At 67.5% G+C, this 16,627-nt stretch carries 15 protein-coding genes; 1 reads left to right on the top strand and 14 read right to left on the bottom strand.

The window, feature by feature from the left end; all coding sequences use genetic code 11:
- Window positions 1–142: 142 nt before the first annotated feature.
- The 6 genes from BM172_RS05645 to BM172_RS05670 are packed head-to-tail and all read right to left on the bottom strand — an operon-like array spanning window position 143 to window position 6,461.
- On the bottom strand, window positions 143–3,319 hold the full coding sequence (locus tag BM172_RS05645; RefSeq protein ID WP_035323707.1) for a pilus assembly protein: 3,177 nt from the start codon (window positions 3,317–3,319) through the stop codon (window positions 143–145).
- A gap of 35 nt (window positions 3,320–3,354) precedes the next feature.
- Window positions 3,355–3,894 carry a pilus assembly PilX family protein gene (locus BM172_RS05650; RefSeq protein ID WP_026635914.1) on the bottom strand — a complete coding sequence of 180 codons (540 nt, stop codon included), beginning with the start codon at window positions 3,892–3,894 and terminating at the stop codon, window positions 3,355–3,357.
- A gap of 2 nt (window positions 3,895–3,896) precedes the next feature.
- Window positions 3,897–4,943 (bottom strand): PilW family protein, encoded by a 1,047-nt coding sequence (locus BM172_RS05655; RefSeq protein ID WP_026635915.1) that lies wholly within the window; start codon window positions 4,941–4,943, stop codon window positions 3,897–3,899.
- Between the two features lie 8 nt (window positions 4,944–4,951).
- A complete protein-coding gene (gene pilV / locus BM172_RS05660) occupies window positions 4,952–5,515 on the bottom strand; it encodes a type IV pilus modification protein PilV (RefSeq protein ID WP_026635916.1) in 564 nt (187 codons plus the stop codon).
- Window positions 5,512–5,994: a GspH/FimT family pseudopilin gene (locus BM172_RS05665; protein ID WP_026635917.1), complete on the bottom strand. Its 483-nt coding sequence runs from the start codon at window positions 5,992–5,994 to the stop codon at window positions 5,512–5,514. The genes pilV and BM172_RS05665 overlap by 4 nt, the downstream gene beginning before the upstream one ends.
- A gap of 2 nt (window positions 5,995–5,996) precedes the next feature.
- A complete protein-coding gene (locus tag BM172_RS05670) occupies window positions 5,997–6,461 on the bottom strand; it encodes a type IV pilin protein (RefSeq protein ID WP_051548857.1) in 465 nt (154 codons plus the stop codon).
- Window positions 6,462–7,102: 641 nt separating this feature from the next.
- On the opposite strand from BM172_RS05670, the gene BM172_RS05675 reads away from it, so the two are divergent.
- Window positions 7,103–8,698: a hypothetical protein gene (locus tag BM172_RS05675; protein WP_026635918.1), complete on the top strand. Its 1,596-nt coding sequence runs from the start codon at window positions 7,103–7,105 to the stop codon at window positions 8,696–8,698.
- Between the two features lie 372 nt (window positions 8,699–9,070).
- On the opposite strand, the gene BM172_RS05680 is transcribed toward BM172_RS05675, so the two are convergent.
- The 8 genes from BM172_RS05680 to parC form a co-directional block, all read right to left on the bottom strand.
- Entirely contained in the window at window positions 9,071–10,273 is a 1,203-nt protein-coding gene (locus tag BM172_RS05680) for a DegT/DnrJ/EryC1/StrS family aminotransferase (RefSeq protein ID WP_026635919.1), read from the bottom strand.
- 5 nt (window positions 10,274–10,278) lie between these two features.
- Window positions 10,279–10,731 (bottom strand): DMT family transporter, encoded by a 453-nt coding sequence (locus BM172_RS05685; RefSeq protein ID WP_197022876.1) that lies wholly within the window; start codon window positions 10,729–10,731, stop codon window positions 10,279–10,281.
- Window positions 10,732–10,735: 4 nt separating this feature from the next.
- Window positions 10,736–11,101, bottom strand: a complete 366-nt coding sequence (locus BM172_RS05690; RefSeq protein ID WP_026635921.1) for an EamA family transporter — start codon at window positions 11,099–11,101, stop codon at window positions 10,736–10,738.
- Between the two features lie 13 nt (window positions 11,102–11,114).
- On the bottom strand, window positions 11,115–11,957 hold the full coding sequence (locus tag BM172_RS05695) for an alpha/beta hydrolase (RefSeq protein ID WP_026635922.1): 843 nt from the start codon (window positions 11,955–11,957) through the stop codon (window positions 11,115–11,117).
- Between the two features lie 159 nt (window positions 11,958–12,116).
- Window positions 12,117–12,605, bottom strand: a complete 489-nt coding sequence (locus tag BM172_RS05700) for a hypothetical protein (RefSeq protein WP_026635923.1) — start codon at window positions 12,603–12,605, stop codon at window positions 12,117–12,119.
- 223 nt (window positions 12,606–12,828) lie between these two features.
- A complete protein-coding gene (locus tag BM172_RS05705; protein ID WP_026635924.1) occupies window positions 12,829–13,605 on the bottom strand; it encodes a lipoate--protein ligase family protein in 777 nt (258 codons plus the stop codon).
- Window positions 13,602–13,892: a lipoate-protein ligase small subunit gene (locus BM172_RS05710; RefSeq protein ID WP_026635925.1), complete on the bottom strand. Its 291-nt coding sequence runs from the start codon at window positions 13,890–13,892 to the stop codon at window positions 13,602–13,604. Before BM172_RS05710 ends, BM172_RS05705 begins: the two co-directional genes overlap by 4 nt.
- Before the next feature lie 52 nt (window positions 13,893–13,944).
- Window positions 13,945–16,185, bottom strand: coding sequence for a DNA topoisomerase IV subunit A (gene parC, locus BM172_RS05715; protein WP_026635926.1), 2,241 nt, complete (start codon window positions 16,183–16,185; stop codon window positions 13,945–13,947).
- Window positions 16,186–16,627: the final 442 nt, after the last annotated feature.

Genomic DNA, 16,627 nt, shown 5'->3' on the forward strand with positions numbered 1-16,627 from the left:
GATTCCAGCCTGCGCCGGCATGACGAGCAAAAAAAGGAACGCCCGCTGCGTAGCGGCCAAGTCGCGGCCACGCGACCATCAGGCGACACGGAAACCGGATTCCGGCCTGCGCCGGAATGACCAGCCCCGTCGCGCCAGCGACCTACTTCACCCCCTCCACATACCAATACGTGCGCTTGCGCTTCCCAGTGCCAGGCGGCACCACCTTCTGCGTCCCCAGCGACGACGTATTGTTGCCGCCAACCAGCCCCAGCTGATTGCCACCGCCAATCAACACCGGCGTCAGCAAAGTCCCTCCGCCGGAAGTAGGCAACTGCACCAGTCCGAAGATCGGCGACGGCGGCATGCCGCCACCATCGAACTTCACGAAGCGGTTCGAATTCAAGCCGCTGCCATCCAGGAAACTGATCGCATAACCACGCGCGATACCCAGGTTCGGATAACACATGTTCGGGTTGTTCTGCGGATTCGCCGGCTGGTTCGTACCGAAATAGGTATAGCCGGCCACGGTCAGCGGCGCGTTCACCGCTTTCTCGCCAGCGTTGGTCAGGGTGACGTAGAAGCCGCTGCCGCTGCCGGTGTACAGCGTACTGGTGGCATCGGTCAGGTTGCTCTCGGCGATCGTGCTCCAGGTAGCCGCCACGCTGTTGCCGGTATTGGTATCCCTGAGGCTGTAGAAGCGGTTGATCACGCTGGAGGCGGCGTTGGAGGCCAGCGGGTGTTCGCGGTCGCCGGAAGCGGCGGCCACGGCGTCGTAGCTGGTGGTGGGCACCACGTCCGGCGGATAGAAGAACTTGCGTGCGCTGGTGCCGGTGCCGCCCAGGCTGGCGATCTGGGTCACCGTCCAGTTGGTCGGCGCGGTGAGTGCGTTCGGCTCCAGGTCGACGCGCCAGATGTTGCCGCCGAGGTCGCTGGCGTACAGGCGCTCGATATAGCCGTCGCCGTCACGATCGAGCAGGGTGATGTCGGAGGGGATCGCGTAGGTCATGTTCGCCACGGTCTTGCAGGTGCCGGGCTGGCCGGTGCAGCTCGGTGCCGCCATCCATACCGGCGCGCCGGTGACCGCATCCAGCATCACGATCGAACGGCCCATGCTGTCTGCGCTCTGCACCGGATCGGCATCCTCCGCGCTGTCATAGCCACCGCCCATGATCAGCACAGGGTTGGTGTTGCCCTTGATGCGCGCCACTTTCGGTTGCGACCAGGTCTGGCCCAGCTCGGGAATATCCGCGTTCGACTTCTTCCACAGGAAGCGCGGCGCCGTGGGCGTGGTCACGTCGAAGGCGTAGATGAAGCGGCCGCCGCGGCGCGCGGTGAGGTAGATGTAGGTCGTCGCCGGCGTGACGCGCTGGTCCTGGTACACCGTGGTGGTGCCGTCGAAGAAATAGTCCTTCGGCTGTGCGCTGGCGTCGGTGATGCCGGGCAGCTTGATGATCGGGCTGTTGTCGCGCAGGCGCTTGAGCTTGCCGAAAAATTCCGGCGCGATGAACGACCACAGCTCGCCGCCGGGGCGTACCGTGCCGATGCCCGCGGTCTGGTTGCCGTTGATCGCGCGGTAGAAGCCGTCGTTGGAACCGTAGAACACCACCACGCCGGTGCTGCCGCCGTAGTTGACGATGGCCGGGCGCGAATGCAGCACGTCGCCGTGGATGGACGGACGGATCGTCACCGCGCCGCCGGGGCCGGGCTCGGCTTCGTTGTTGGGGCTGGTGTTGTCGGCGCCGCGCACCCAGTTGATCAGGTTGGACAGGTCCGCGCTGGTGGTGCCGAGCGCGGCGGCGGTCAGCGAGCCGTTGGCGGTGTTGAAATTGGGCATGGCAGTGCTGGTGGGACAGCTGCCCACGCCGTTGCAGGTGTACACCGTGCGGCCCGTCTGCGAGGTCAGGTAATCGGCGCGCAGCATCTCGCCCACGCCGCCTTTTTCCACCACCTCGCCGTCCACCGCGTCGTAGGCCAGCGAGATGCCGGAGGGCTTGTTCACCCAGAAGCCGGAGGTGGGCCAGTTGGTGACCACGCTGCTGCCGGAGGGGAAGGTGAGCGGGCCGTTGCGTGGCGTGCCGGTCTGCTGGTCCGAGGTCCAGAAGCTCAGTGCGTTCGGCGAGATGAAGCCCGAGCCGTTGTTGCTGATCGCGGAATTGCCCAGCGAGTCCTCGGTGACCACGTTGTTGTTGCTGTCCAGGCCGAGCTGGTACTGCTTGAGATTGCCGATCCAGCGCGGCTGCGCGGTGGGGTCGGGACGGAACACGCCGACGTAGACCTGGTTCAGCGATACGCCCTGGCTGTTGACGCTGACCGGCAGGCTGACCGAGGCGAACACGCTGTTGATCGACTGCACTTCGTTGAAGATCTGCAGCAGATCGTTCACCAGCGCATTGAGCGCGTTCGGATCATTGATGTTCACCACGAAGGCCTTGCCGCCGCCGTGGCTGGACATGCTTTGCAGGAACTGCACGTAGTCCGGGTTGCTGCCGTCGGTGACCGCGATGGTGTAGGTGATGATGTTCTGCGGATTGGTGGAGGTGCCGCCGGACAGGTCGGTCTGGTACATGTACTGCGCCCACTCGTCGCCCCAGTTGGCCTGGTATTTGTTGTTGGGCGGCGGTATCACGATCTGGGTGGGGTTGGACTGCCCGGTCACCTGCTGCAGCGAGGACTGCGCGCTCGGCGAATTGCCGGCATCCTGCGGCTTGCCGTTCTTCACCGCGTTGGCGATGTAGATGACGAAGCTCTTCTGGCAGGGGCCGGACAGCGGCGAGCGGTAAGTGACGCCGGACAGGCCGGTCTTGCCGGCGAAGTAGGCCCACATCTCCTGCATGCCGCCGCCGACGGCGGAGTTGTTGGAGTTGTCGGCCTGGCGGTCGAGCGACTTGATGGTGTTCTGGAAACTGGCCACGCCGGCGGCGTTCATCAGCGGCAACGCGCCCGGGTCGGTGGCGCGGCCCACGTTGGGGTAGCGGAACCAGCCGCCGTTGCTCGACGGGTCGAACAGCATCAGGCCCATGTTGATCTTGCCCAGCAGCACCGGGTTGGAACCGATCGCGGTCACCGCCTGGTACAGCGAGCACTGCTCGAAGCCGACGTCCTTGCCGGCGTTATTGGCGGACACCACCCCCGCGGTGGGGCAGCTGAAGCTCACTGAGCCGTTCCACGCGCTGGCGTTGTCCAGCAGGATCAGCAGGTTCGGCGAACCGCCGTTGACCGGCGCGCCGGTGTACAGGTCGATGTCCTCGCTCAAGGCCAGGCCCGGCAGCGCCAGCAGGGCGGCGGCGAACGCCAGCCTGCGCAGACGGCGGCTCACGAATGGGCGCGTATCGGACATGGCGGCATCTCCGCGGGAACAGGCAGGTGAAGTGATCATGGACATGGCGTTCCCACGGGGACGCGCACTGACGCGCCCTGGTGCACGGTGACCGAGGTCGCGCTGTTGCCGGCGTCGGTGACGGAAGACTGGATTTCCCACTGCGTGTCCGAACACAGCGACAGCGTGGCCGCGGCGCCGCTGGAGCCGATCACCAGGTCGCCGCTGCCGCTGGTGGGCGTGCGGCAGACATCGCCCAGTGCCAGGTCGCGATTGAGCACCGGCTTGCTGTCCAGGCAGAACGGCGCGGCCACCTGCGCGACGTAGTCGTTGCTGCCGTCGCCGGTGACGTCCACCGGCACGGAAGAAGCCGGGATCGGGTTGAGCGTGAAAGCCTGGTTCATCACCGATTCGACGCCCTGCTGTGCCACCGCCTTGGCTTCCATGCGGTACTGCTGGTTGGAGGCGACCTTGGTATTGACCAGGCTGGAGCTGGCCATGGACACGGCGAACAGCAGGAAGATGACCAGGAAGATCAGCGTCATCATCAAGGTGAAGCCGCGCTGGCGCCGGGCCGGAGGGATGAAGGGGCGCATGCTCAGTTCTCCCGCACGCCGCCTACGTTCCACAGGCGCGCGACCGCGCTGTAGACGTGGCGCTTGTAGGCGTCGTTGTAGGGGCCGTCCGGCGTTGCGCGACCCAGGTTGTAGGTGCGCGTGTCGGTCCAGCCGGTGGTGGGGTCGAGATTGCGTGCGAGCACCGTCACGCGCACCGCGGTGACATTGGCCCAGTTGGTGGTGACGTTGGTCCAGGCGTAGCCGGCGCTGCCGGTGCACGCGGCGGCGTTGTCGATGGCCGGATTGTCGACATAGCAGTCGGGCGAGCCATTGCCGTCGGTGTCCACGCCGTAGCTCAGGTGCACGTCCTGGATGCCGTCCACCAGCGAGGAGACCTGGATCGAGCCGTTGATGAACTCGGCCACCTTCAGGGTCGGCGTGCTGTCGCCGCCGCTGCCGCAGTTGTCGCAGCCGGCCAGGTAATAGCTGCGCACCACGTACTTGCGCAGTTCCGCCGGGCTGGCGCCGCTGCAGGTCTTGCCGAGCAGGGTGAAGTTGGCGGCGCTGCTGTCGTAGATCAGCTGCTTGGTGTCGGTGGTGCAACTCGATTGCTGCAGGTAGTACTCGGTGCCGGACGCCGTCGCGGACACGTTGCCGGAGGCGTAGTGCACGGTGATCGCTTCGGTGCCGGTGGCCATGTCGGTCAGGCAGGCCGGCGCCGCGCCGCCGGCGGCCACGCCGGACAGCGCCACCGGCACGGTCAGCGGCGAGGTGGTGTTGTCGAAACCCATCGCGCTCTTGGCGGTGGTGCAGGCGCCGGGCAGGTTGTACTGCAAGGTGGCAGACAAGCCGGGGCGGCCGAAGAAGCCCGCCATCTCGATGTCGCGCACCATCGATTGCAGCGCGTAGCGGCCGTTCTCGACCTGCTCGCCGGTCTTGTTGAATTCGGCGCGCGCCTTGGAGGTGGCGACATAGAGCGAACTGAGCGCGGCCAGCATGGCCAGTCCGATGGTCACGCCGATCATCAGCTCGACCAACGACAGGCCGCGTTGGCGGTGGCGAGGCAGGCGGGTGGGCAGGGTGCGCATGGCGGCGGTCACGACAGGCTGGCGATGCGCACCTGCACGCTCACCGCGCGGCGCAGGCTGTCGTCACCGAATCTGTTCTGGCCGCAGGCCAGGCCTGGCGCGGCGGTGGGCATCAGCCCCTGCCACACCACGGTGACGCGATAGACGTTGTTGACCGCATCGATCTGCTCGACGCAGCCGACCGCGCCGATCATGGCGCCGACCTGGTTGCCGCCGGAGGCCTCGCCGGCGCCGAGCAGCGAGTTGCGCCACGCGGCGAGGTCGGCATTGGCGGTGGCGGCCTGCAGCGCGGTGGGCGTCGGCGTGCCGGTGACGCAGGCTGGCGGTGCGGCGGAGCCGGCGCCGGTGACCAGGCCGGTGACGCCATTGGAATAGCACGCCGCCACCTGCCGGTTGGCGTTGATGCGCGACACCATGTCCTGCACCAGGGTGAGCGCCTGCACGCGCTGGTACGACTCCATCTCGTTGCGCGTGGAGCGGGCCATCATCATCACCGTGCCCAGCAAGGCGATCGATGCGATCAGCATCGATACCAGCACTTCGATCAGCAATATGCCGCGCTCGCGCTTCATGAGCAGGCTCCCTTGGTGGTCTGCACGCGCCCGGTGGCGCCCACCGCGACGCACAGCGGCTGCTGTCCCTGTGCGGTGACGGTGGGCTGGAGGGTGAACGACATGCCGGTGCCGGACATGCGTCCGTCGCCGCCGAAGTTGAACGAGGTGTTGCCGCCGCCTTCGCTGATCTGCAGGCCGTCCAGCGCGCTCTGCGCACGGATCGTGCTGGCGGCGGTGACGGTGGCGGCGCTGCTGACCGTCCAGCCCCGGCTCCAGTCGGTGCCGCTGGCGACGACGTAGACATTGCTGTTGCGCTTGATCGCCTCGCTGCGCGCGAAGATCACGCTGGAGGCCATGTCCATGGTGGCGTTCTTCAGCCGTTGGCGCTGCAGGAACGGCCCCATCTGCGGCACGGCCAGCGTGGCCAGTACCAGCAGCACGGAGATCGTGACCATCAGCTCGACCAGGGTGAAGCCTTGGGACGTTTGGCGGCGCATGGCTATTTCTTCCAGCACGTGGTGGAAGTACCCGAGGCGCTCTTGCTCCCGTTGCTGCCGAGCTTGAGCGTGCCGCAGTCGGTATCGCGGGTCTGGCTGCCGATCGGGGTGGCGGTGATGGTGTAGGCGGGCGGCGGGCCGGCGCTGGTCGCCACCGCGATGGTGTAGTTCGGCGAGACCGTGTCCGGCAGGCTGGCGTAGCCCAGCTGCGTGTTGCTGGTGGTGTACTGGCGGCTGTCGATCATGTAGCGCTCCTGCGCGCTGGACATGTCGAGCATCACGTTCTCCGCCGCCACGCGGTTGGCGCGCAGCGTGTAGCGGAAATAGCTGGGAATGGCGACCGCGGCGAGGATGGCGATCACCGCCACCACGATCATCAGCTCGACCAGCGTGAAGCCGTCGACGGCACGGCGCCGCGCCTGCGCGGCGGACGGCGGATTCGTGGCGGGCAATGCTGGCGCGACCATGTGAAAGCTCCCCCTTGAGTCCACCTGGTTACTCCGTGATGGCGCCTTAATGCGGAACGCGTTGTCGGCGATTTTGGAATACGCGTGGAGCGTAGGTTTCGGGAATATCGAATGTCAATTTGCCGGTCGGCCGCCTGGAGCCGTTCGGCATTATGCCGTCAGGCGTAATGGCCTGCGTTTCGTCGCGGCCGGCGGATGGAGCTTATGCATCAGGCGTGCCGGCGAAAGTCAGGCGCAAGCTTGCTCGGATGAAAACGCGCAAAGCAGGGAAATAATGATTTTCCTGCGTGCTCAGGGCATTAATTTTCGATAATCGCGAGGGGTCCGGCTATATCTTTCGATATAGGCCTTTTCCCTATTCTGATAATGCGCCGACCAAAAAATGTCGCCGACGCCTGTTTTGGTCACCCGCCGGCATTCGGTCTATGCAGTGCGAGCAGTGCCGTTCTAAGCATCCGCTAAGCAAAGTGGGTTACCAAGACGGCCACCCGGGCGTCCGTGCTGGCGCAAACCCATGCGGAATATCCGGGCGCAGCGACGAAGTGGTGCCGGTGGTGCCGGGCTTCACGGCGACAGGGGGGGGCGCGAACCGGTCTTGAGAGAGGGTGATCGTTCGTTGACTCTTAACCAGGGAGACCATCATGTTCCTGAAGCAGACCGGTGCCGCGGGCGCCGCGTTGTGTGTCGCCGTCGGCATGGCATGTGCGGGAAGCGTGCGTGCGCAGGACCAGTCCGGTGCGGAAGCCTCGCCGGCCGCGCAGCACGATACCTTGCACTCCTTGCGTGGCGTGATGCCGCGCCCCGACGATTTCTCCAAGAGCCCGCGCGAGCACGGGGCGCGCCCGCTGCCGTGGATCGACGGCCCCGGCTCGCCGCCTGACGGTGCCGTGCAAGGCAGCGCCAGCGGCGCCGCGCCGACCGCCGGCAGCGGCGTGGACGGCGTGGGCCAGGGCTTCAGCGGGCCGCAGGGCACCTTCACGGTGGACAGCGCGCCGCCGGATACCAACGGCGCGGTCGGCGCCACCCAGTACGTGCAACTGGTGAACACCGCCTTCGCCGTGTTCGACAAGGCCACCAAGCAGGTCGTGTACGGACCGGTGCAGACCAACACCTTGTGGTCCGGCTTCGGCGGCCCCTGCGAGAACGACAACGACGGCGATGGCGTGGTGGTGTACGACAAGGCCGCCGGCCGCTGGATCATCACCCAGTTCGCCGTCACCGCGGCGCCGTACTACCAGTGCGTGGCGGTGTCGGCCACCAGCGACGCCACCGGCGCGTATTACCGCTACGCGTTCAACTACGGCAGTGTGTTTCCCGACTATCCGAAGCTGGGCGTGTGGCCGGACGCGTACTACATCACCTTCAACATGTTCAGCGGCAACAGCTTCTCCGGCGCCAAGCTGTGCGCCTACGACCGCAACGCGATGTTGAACGGGCAGGCGGCGACGCAGCAATGCTTCCAGCTTTCCAGCAGCTACGGCAGCGTGCTGCCGGCGGACCTGGACGGCGCCACCGCGCCGCCGGCCGGTGCGCCGAACTACCTGATGAACTTCGGCGTCAACAAGCTCAATCTGTGGAAGTTCCATGTCGACTGGAGCAACAGCGCCAACAGCACGCTGAGCGGGCCGGCCGCCATTGCGGTCGCGTCGTTCTCGGCGGCCTGCAGCGGCGGCACCTGCATCCCGCAGTCGGGCACCAGGCAGAAGCTGGATTCGCTGGCCGACCGGCTGATGTTCCGCCTGGCCTACCGCAATTTCGGCAATCACGAATCGCTGGTGGTCAGCCATTCGGTGAAGGTGGGCACGTCCAAGCAGAACCCGTACACGGGCGTGCGCTGGTACGAGATCCGCAGTCCCGGCGGCACGCCAGCGGTGTATCAGCAATCGACCTATTCGCCCGACACCACCTATCGCTGGCTCGGCTCGGTGGCGATGGACAAGCAGGGCAACATGGCGATGGGTTACAGCGCGTCGAGCAGCACCCTCCATCCGGCGATCCGCTACACCGGGCGCCTGGCCACCGATGCGCTCAGCACCATGCAGGCAGAGGCGAGCATGGTCGAGGGCACCGGTTCGCAGAGCGGCAACAACCTGTCGCGCTGGGGCGACTACAGCGCGATGACGGTCGATCCGGTGGACGACTGCACGTTCTGGTACACCAACGAGTATCTGAAGACGACCGGCTCGTTCAACTGGAATACGCGGCTGGCGTCGTTCAAGTTCCCGACTTGCCAATAGGCATTGCGAGTTGAAGCCCCTCTCCCGCCCGGAGAGGGGGGGAGGGTGCGGGCGAAGCGGAAGCGTGATGTGCACCGCTCCGCCCGCACCCTCATCCGGCTGCCGCCACCTTCTCCCGGAGGGAGAAGGGTTCCAACTTGGAACGATGAGGTGGTCCCCTCTCCCTCCGGGAGAGGGGTTGGGGTGAGGGTACGGGCGGAGCGCAAGGGTGATGTGCACCGCTCCGCCCGCACCCTCATCCGGCTGCCGCCACCTTCTCCCGGAGGGAGAAGGGATCCAGTTTGGAACGGAGAGGTGATCCCCTCTCCCTCCGGGAGAGGGGTTGGGGTGAGGGTACGGGCGGAGCGCAGGAGTGATGCGTACCGCTCTCCGTCAGTCCCCCGGCACGCCACGCAACGTGTCCACGATGCGCGCGAATTCCCCGTCGCGCAGCCAGGGACTGTTGGTGATGGTCAGCGACCGTGCGGCGAAGTCGCGCGCGTTCGGTAATGGCGTGGCGGGCACGAGGTCGCGCAAATAGCCGTAGTCGGGCAGGGCATGGATGAACAGGCGGCTGACGCCGAGGCCGGCGGTCCATAGCCGGTCGAGTGCGGCGTCGCGTGCGGCTGAAGTCGGCAGCGTAAGCAGCAGGAACGGCCAGGCGCCCTGCGTGCCGGGCGCGTCGCCGAAGACCTCCACGCCAGGCAGCGTGCGCAATGCATCCAGGCGCGCCAGCGCTTGCCGGCGCGTGGTGTCGAGGAAAGCCGGCAGGCGCGCGAACGCCGCCGTGCCCACGCCCTGGCGCCAGCGGCCGAGCGGATGCAGCGGGATGTCCGGGCCGAAATCGTCGCCGACCGCCGCGACCGGATCGCCTTGCGCCAGCGCGGCGCGCAAGGGCTTGCCATAGACCGCATAGAGCAGCGAAGGGCGATACGCCACCGCGTAGCCGAGCAGTTCCACCGCGCGCTGCACGCTCCAGCGCAGGCTGGGGCGGATCACTTCGCGCCGGCTTTCGGCAAAGGCGCGACGCAGTTGCGGCTCGCGCGACACCAGCACGCCACCCTCGTACAACGTGAGCCCCTTGCCCACCGCGAGGCTGAAGAAGCCGGCATCGCCGAGCAGGCCGACGCTGGCGCCGTCGCGTCGCGCGCCCAGGGCCTGCGCAGCGTCTTCGAGTACGTAGGCGCCGCAGGCCTGCGCGACGGCCATGGCGGCCGGCACGTCGACGACGCGGCCGGCCAGATGCGTCGGCACGATCGCCAGCGTGCGCGGGCCGCACAAGGCGGCGAGCTGCGCGGCATCCATGTCGATGCCGCCGGGCGCGAGGTCGCACAGCTTCAGCTTCAGTCCGGCGCGGTGGATGGCGAGTGCTACCAGCGGGCAGGTCCACGCCGGCACCACCACTTCGTCGCGCTGCGGGCGCAGGCGGTGCATGGCATGCAGCGCGACCACCATCGCGGCGGTGCCGGAGCATTCGAGCTGGACTTCAGGGAGGGCGAGCCAGGCGGCGAGATCCGCGGCGAAGCTCGCGCGGCGCGGCCACAGGTCCGATGGGTGCAGCGGCAGGCCGGCGGTGGGCGGCAGCTCGCGGCGCATGCGCATCAGTCTCCGGCGGTGACGCCGAGTGCGCCCTTGGCCTCGGTGGGCGCATCGCCTTCGGGATGCGCGCCGCTCTCGGCGAAGGCGAGGCAGACGATGCCGGCCACGATCACCAGCGCGCCGATGACGCGCGCCCAGGTCAGCGGCTCGTTGAACAGCCAGATCGAAAACAGCATCACGCTGACCACTTCCAGGTGCGTCACCGCGAAGGCCGGGCCGATCGGCGCGTGCTTGAGCAGGGTCATCCAGGTGAAGAAGTTGCCGATGTAGCCGACCACCGCCAGGTAGATCCACGGATGGCCGAACACACGCACGATCCAGGCCCAGTTGGCTTCGGGCGGAAACGCGTGGTTGCCGGCGTACTTGAAGGCCAGTTGCACCACGGTGTCGAACGCCACCAGGATCAGGAAGCCGAAGAAATAGAAGCGCCCCAGGCGGGCCGGCGACGATGTCATGCGCTCAGCCTCCACCGGCGATTCCCACGATGCACACGCCGGCGGTGACCAACAGGATGCCGGTGACGCGCAGCGGGGTGAGCTTCTCGCGGAACAGGATGCGTCCGGCGATCATGATCACCACGATATTGATCGAGCCGAGCAGCACGCCCTCGGACAGGTCGACCAGCGAAAGGAAGGCGATCCACACCAGGAACTCGGCGACATAAGAGCCGATGCCGACCCATATCCACGGCCGCGCGGCCATGTAGCGCCAGCGCGCCAGGCCGTCGCCCGCGTCCGGATCGCCAGCGGCGGCCTTGAAGGCCAGCTGGCCTACCGTGTCGAGGGTGACGTTGAGCAGCCACAGCGTGATGGCGAGCGGGCTCATGGCTGCTCCGCGATCAGGCCGCGGCGCGCGCGGCCGCCGCCGCGGCCGGATCGGCGACGCGGCCGAAGAAATCGGCGGAACGATCGATCAGCAGGCGGCGTTCGCGGTCGATGGTGATCATGTGGTAGCTGTCTTCGAGCAACAGCATCTCCACCGGACCGGATACCGCGCGCTCGACCAGGCGCGCATTTTCGAGGCTGGCGATGTCGTCCTCGACGGCATGCGCGATCAGGCAGGGCGCGGTGACCTTGGGCAGGTCGCGCTTCACCACCGCGGCCATCTCGTACATCTGCGCCAGCGACGGCCACGGATTGCCGGGCAGGCCGGCCGCGGCGCTGTCGCCGCCGAGCATCTGCGCGCTGACCTGGGCGCGGATCCGCTCGTCGCGCAGGCCGTAGGGTTCGTTCTCGTGCACCATGCGGTGCTTGCCGAGGCCCAGGCGGCCGATCAGCGGCAGCATGAAAGAGAGCTTGCTGTACCACGGCGTGGCCCAGCCGTCGTAGCGGAAGGTGGCGCCATAGACGCCCACGCCCTTGACCAGGTCGGGACGGTCGGCGGCGAGCTTCAGCGCCAGCACGGCGCCCATCGAGAGGCCGGCGACGAACAGGTGGTCCAGCTCCTGCGCATAGCGCTCGGCGGCGGCCTGCACGCTGGCGTACCAGTCCTTCCAGCCGGTGGCGATGAGATCGTCCGCATCGCCGCAATGGCCGGCGAGCTGCATGCCGTAGACATCGAAACCGGCGCGGTTCAGGCCGCGGCCGACCAGGCGCATCTCGGCCGGGGTGCCGGTCAGGCCGTGGATGAGCATGACGCCGGCACGGCCGCCTTCGAGGCGGAATTCGACGTTCTGGATCACGGCTGCGGGCCCAGGCGGGAAGAAAGGTGAAGCGTAACGGCTGGGCGCATGTTTTCGCGACAAAGGTAAGACTGACCGGCGCAGTCTGGCCGGAGGCTCTTTCTAAAAACTTTCGACCGGCCTTTCGATCCGGGGCTCAGCGCCGCCGGCTCGTAAGGATCAGCGCCCGTTGAAACGGCTGACGCCGATCGACAGGCCGATGCTGCCGGTGGGATGCGAGCAGTCGCCGGTGCGCTGGGTGATGTTCACGGCGCCGCTGTTGTAGGTGCCCGAACCCCAGTGATTGCCGGTGACCACGCCCATGCCCACGCTGCCGTGCACCTGGGGCTGGTTGTAGGTGGCGTCGTCGCAGTGCGGGCGGGCGGCGTCCGCCTCGGCCTCGTCCTGGGCGGCGGTGCGGCCGCTGGTGTCGCCGTAGTAGACGCCAGGGGTGGGACGGCTGGCGGCGGTGGAGGTACCGGCCGGACGGGTGTTCACGGCATCCATGGCCGGCGGGGCGTCGCTGGGCCGGGCGGGGGCGGTGCTGCTGCTGGCGGGGACGCTGCCGGGCGGGAGCTTGAGGTTGAGGCCGCCGCTGGAGGTCTGCGCGTGCGCGGCGGTGGCGAGCAGGACGAGGGCGAGCGCGGTGGGGATGAGCTTGGTGTTCATGGGGAGACTCCGGGGGCGCTGCCGATAACGGGTGGGGCGGGTGGGGCGTGTACAGCAAGCTGTTCGACGGTTGGGCCCGGAAGGAAGTTCCGAGGCGTTGCATCCGAGCGGCGTAGGTTGGGGTGAGCCGCAGGCGAACCCCAACATGGCCTATCCAGGCGCATCGCATTGTTGGGGTTCGCCTGCGGCTCACCCCAACCTACGCCGGTGGGTTGGCGAGGGGCTACGGCACTTCGGCTGTCCACTCGTGCTTGTGGAACTTGTTCGCCGCCAGCTCGCGCGCCCGCGCCAGCTCTTCCGGCTTCAAGGCGTCGTGGCACAGGCCGTGCAGGCGGTCGAAGGTCTCGATCATGCTCCCGATCACCGCCTCGCGCGGCAGGCCGGTCTGGCTGCGCAGCGGGTCCACGCGTTTGGCGGCGCTGGCGGTGCCCTTGTCCGAAAGCTTCTCGCGGCCGATGCGCAGCACCTCGAGCATCTTGGCCGCGTCGATGTCGTAGGCCATGGTCACGTGATGCAGCACCGCGCCGGCGTGGCGTATCTGCGCGGCGCCGGCGATCTTGCCGCCGGCCGAGGCGATGTCGTTGAGCGGCTGGTACCAGGCCTCGATGCCCAGGATCGCCAGCGCATCGATCACCCAGGCGTCCATCAGCGCGTACGACTCCTGGAAGCTCAGCCCTTCCACCAGGCTCAGCGGCGCATAGATCGAATAAGTGATGGTGTTGCCGGGCTCGATGAACATCGCGCCGCCGCCGCTGATCCGCCGCACCACTTCGATGCCGTGGCGATGCGCGGCATCGAGGTCGACCTCGTTGCGCAGCGACTGGAAGCGTCCGATCACCACCGCGGGCGAAGCCCATTCCCATACGCGCAAGGTGGGCGCGCGGCGGCCGGCGGCGACTTCGTCGGTGAGCACCTGGTCCAGCGCCATGTGCAGCGCGGGCGGCTGCGGGTCGTCGTGGATCAGCAGCCAGTCGTGCTGGTTCCAATCGCTGCGGCTCATGCCTGCGCTCCCTCGTGCAGGGCGCGGCGCACGGCCACCGCGATGGCTTCGGGCGAGATGCCGTACATCAGCACGTCGGCGGCGAGCGCGCCCTGGATGGCGAAGGCGAGCGCGGCTTCGTCGCTGCTCGCGTACAAGCCTTCCAGCGCGGCATTGATGTCGCGCAGCGCGCGGTCCGGCTCGAGGAAGAAATCGCCGCTGACCTGCACGCGGCACAGCTGCCCGGCGTGGACATCCAGATCCACCACCACCAGCTTGCCGCCGGGCATCTTGTACTCGCCGTGCATGCCTTGAGCCTCCGGCCGTCGCCGCCCCGGCGAACCGGGACGGCGTATTCGATCAACCCGTGGTCTCGATCCGCTCCACCCGGCGCAGGCCGCGCGGCAGCACGCCGCCGCGGGTGGCGCGGTTGGCGCCGAATTCGACCAGGTCGGACCAGCGCAGGGTCAGCTTGCGCTGGCCGGCATACAGGGTGACCTCGCCCTTGCCTTCGGTCACCACCGCCACGCCGGCGACGCGCTCGTCGCCCGAGGCCAGCTTGTTCTTGGGGATTTCGATCAGCTTGTTGCCCTTGCCCTTGTCCAGCTCGGGCAACTCGGCCACCGAGAACATCAGCAGGTGCCCTTCGGTGGTGACCACCACCAGGCGGTCACGCGCAGGATCGGCGCTGACCTGCGGCGCCAGCACGCGCGCGCCGTCGCCCAGGGTGAGCATCTGCTTGCCCGCCTTGTTGCGGCCGGTGAGCGCCTCGAAGCGGGTGACGAAGCCGTAGCCGAAGTCGGTGGCCAGGATCAGGCGCGTGTCGTTGTCGCCCGCGCACAGCGCGTCGAAGCTGGCGCCGGCCGGCGGGCTGAAGCGGCCGGTGAGCGGCTCGCCGTTGCCGCGCGCCGACGGCAGCGTGTGCGCCGGCGTGGAATAGCTGCGGCCGGTGGAGTCGATCACCGCGATCTGCTGCGTGGTGCGCGCCTTCACCGCGGCGAGCAGGCTGTCGCCCTCGCGGTAGGACAGGCCTTCGGCATCCACGTCGTGGCCCTTGCCGGCGCGGATCCAGCCCTTCTGGCTGAGCACCACGGTGACCGGCTCGCTCGCCACCAGGGCGCTTTCGTCCAGCGCCTGCGCGGCATCGCGCTTGACCAGCGGCGAGCGGCGCTCGTCGCCGTACTTGGCGGCGTCGGCGCGCAGTTCTTCCTTGATCAGGCCCTTGAGCTTGGCCGGCGACTTCAGCAGCACGTTGATGCGGGCGCGTTCTTCTTCCAGCTGGTCGCGCTCGGCATTGATCTTCATTTCCTCGAGGCGGGCCAGCTGGCGCAGCTTCGTTTCGAGGATGTAGTCGGTCTGTTCTTCGCTGAGCTTGAAGCGCGCCATCAGCACCGGCTTGGGCTCGTCCTCGCTGCGGACGATGCGGATCACCTCGTCCAGGTTGAGGTAGGCGATGCGCAGGCCTTCCAACAGGTGCAGGCGGCGCTCGACCTTGGCCAGGCGGTGCTCCAGGCGACGCGTCACCGTGGCGGTGCGGAAGCTCAGCCACTCGCTGAGGATGCGCTTGAGATCCTTGACCTGCGGACGGCCGTCCAGGCCGATCATGTTGAGATTGACGCGGTAGCTCTTTTCCAGGTCCGTGGTGGCGAACAGGTGCTGCATCACCTCGTCCGGATCGATGCGGTTGGAGCGCGGCACCACCACCAGGCGGATCGGGTTCTCGTGGTCGGACTCGTCGCGCAGGTCCTCGATCATCGGCAGCTTCTTCGCGCGCATCTGCGCGGCGATCTGCTCGAGCACCTTGGACGGGCTGACCTGGTGCGGCAGCGCGGTGATCACGATGTTGCTGTCTTCGCGCCGGTACACCGCGCGGGCGCGCAGCGAGCCGTTGCCGGTCTGGTAGATCGCCAGCAGCTCGTTGCGCGGGGTGATGATCTCCGCCTCGGTCGGATAGTCCGGACCCTGGATGTGCTCGCACAGGTCGGCGACCGTCGCATCCGGATCGTCGAGCAGGCGGATGCAGGCGCTGACCACTTCGCGCAGGTTGTGCGGCGGGATGTCGGTGGCCATGCCCACGGCGATGCCCATCGAGCCGTTGAGCAGCACGTGCGGCACGCGCGCCGGCAGCCAGCTGGGTTCTTCCAGGGTGCCGTCGAAGTTCGCCACCCAGTCCACCGTGCCCTGGCCCAGCTCGCCCAGCAGCGCCTCGGCGATGGGGCTGAGCTTGGACTCGGTGTAGCGCATCGCCGCGAAGCTCTTGGGGTCGTCGGGCGAGCCGAAGTTGCCCTGGCCGTCGACCAGCGGATAGCGGTAGGAGAACGGCTGTGCCATCAGCACCATGGCTTCGTAGCAGGAGCTGTCGCCGTGCGGATGGAATTTGCCGATGACGTCGCCGATGGTGCGGGCGGATTTCTTCGGTTTCGAAGTAGCCGACAGGCCCAGTTCGCTCATCGCGTAGACGATGCGGCGCTGGACGGGTTTGAGGCCGTCGCCGACGAAGGGGAGGGCGCGGTCCAGGACCACGTACATGGAGTAGTCGAGGTAGGCGCGCTCGGCGTATTCCTTGAGCGGGATCTGTTCGAAATTGGCTTGCAGATTCATTTAGTTACGAAGGTGGGTGGCGCGCGGGGCGCGCGGGGTTGGCCCGGGATGGTGCCAGATTGGGTGTTTGGCGTCATGCCGACGGGGGCGGGGGGCGATTTTTGCTCGTCATTCCTGCGCAGGGAGGAATCCGGTTTCCGTGTCGCCTGATGGTTGCGTTCCCGTGACCTGGCCGCTTATGCAGCGGGCATTTCGGACGCCTGCCGGCGCCCGAGTTACTTTTTCTTTGCTGGCCCAAAGCAAAAGTAACCAAAAAGAAATGGCCTAAGAGGGGGGGGGGAGGCCAGCTTTTTGCGCTGCGCTTTTGCCACACCCTTTCACCCCTCTCCCCTCCGGGGAGAGGGCAGGGTGAGGGGCCGGGCGGAGCGTTGTGCAGAGCCTCGCGATCCCGGCGTAGGTTGGAGTGAGCCACAGGCGAACTCCAACACCGCGGTGTGCGGAA

Origin of the sequence: Dyella marensis, assembly GCF_900112865.1 — a bacterium.
GTDB lineage: Bacteria > Pseudomonadota > Gammaproteobacteria > Xanthomonadales > Rhodanobacteraceae > Dyella_D > Dyella_D marensis_A.

Bases quoted from the DNA above. Each gene is read 5' to 3' on its own strand.
- BM172_RS05645 (WP_035323707.1), bottom strand. From the start codon at position 3,319: ATGTCCGATACGCGCCCATTCGTGAGCCGCCGTCTGCGCAGGCTGGCG.
- BM172_RS05650 (WP_026635914.1), bottom strand. From the start codon at position 3,894: ATGCGCCCCTTCATCCCTCCGGCCCGGCGCCAGCGCGGCTTCACCTTG.
- BM172_RS05655 (WP_026635915.1), bottom strand. From the start codon at position 4,943: ATGCGCACCCTGCCCACCCGCCTGCCTCGCCACCGCCAACGCGGCCTG.
- pilV (WP_026635916.1), bottom strand. From the start codon at position 5,515: ATGAAGCGCGAGCGCGGCATATTGCTGATCGAAGTGCTGGTATCGATG.
- BM172_RS05665 (WP_026635917.1), bottom strand. From the start codon at position 5,994: ATGCGCCGCCAAACGTCCCAAGGCTTCACCCTGGTCGAGCTGATGGTC.
- BM172_RS05670 (WP_051548857.1), bottom strand. From the start codon at position 6,461: ATGGTCGCGCCAGCATTGCCCGCCACGAATCCGCCGTCCGCCGCGCAG.
- BM172_RS05675 (WP_026635918.1), top strand. From the start codon at position 7,103: ATGTTCCTGAAGCAGACCGGTGCCGCGGGCGCCGCGTTGTGTGTCGCC.
- BM172_RS05680 (WP_026635919.1), bottom strand. From the start codon at position 10,273: ATGCGCCGCGAGCTGCCGCCCACCGCCGGCCTGCCGCTGCACCCATCG.
- BM172_RS05685 (WP_197022876.1), bottom strand. From the start codon at position 10,731: ATGACATCGTCGCCGGCCCGCCTGGGGCGCTTCTATTTCTTCGGCTTC.
- BM172_RS05690 (WP_026635921.1), bottom strand. From the start codon at position 11,101: ATGAGCCCGCTCGCCATCACGCTGTGGCTGCTCAACGTCACCCTCGAC.
- BM172_RS05700 (WP_026635923.1), bottom strand. From the start codon at position 12,605: ATGAACACCAAGCTCATCCCCACCGCGCTCGCCCTCGTCCTGCTCGCC.
- BM172_RS05705 (WP_026635924.1), bottom strand. From the start codon at position 13,605: ATGAGCCGCAGCGATTGGAACCAGCACGACTGGCTGCTGATCCACGAC.
- BM172_RS05710 (WP_026635925.1), bottom strand. From the start codon at position 13,892: ATGCACGGCGAGTACAAGATGCCCGGCGGCAAGCTGGTGGTGGTGGAT.
- parC (WP_026635926.1), bottom strand. From the start codon at position 16,185: ATGAATCTGCAAGCCAATTTCGAACAGATCCCGCTCAAGGAATACGCC.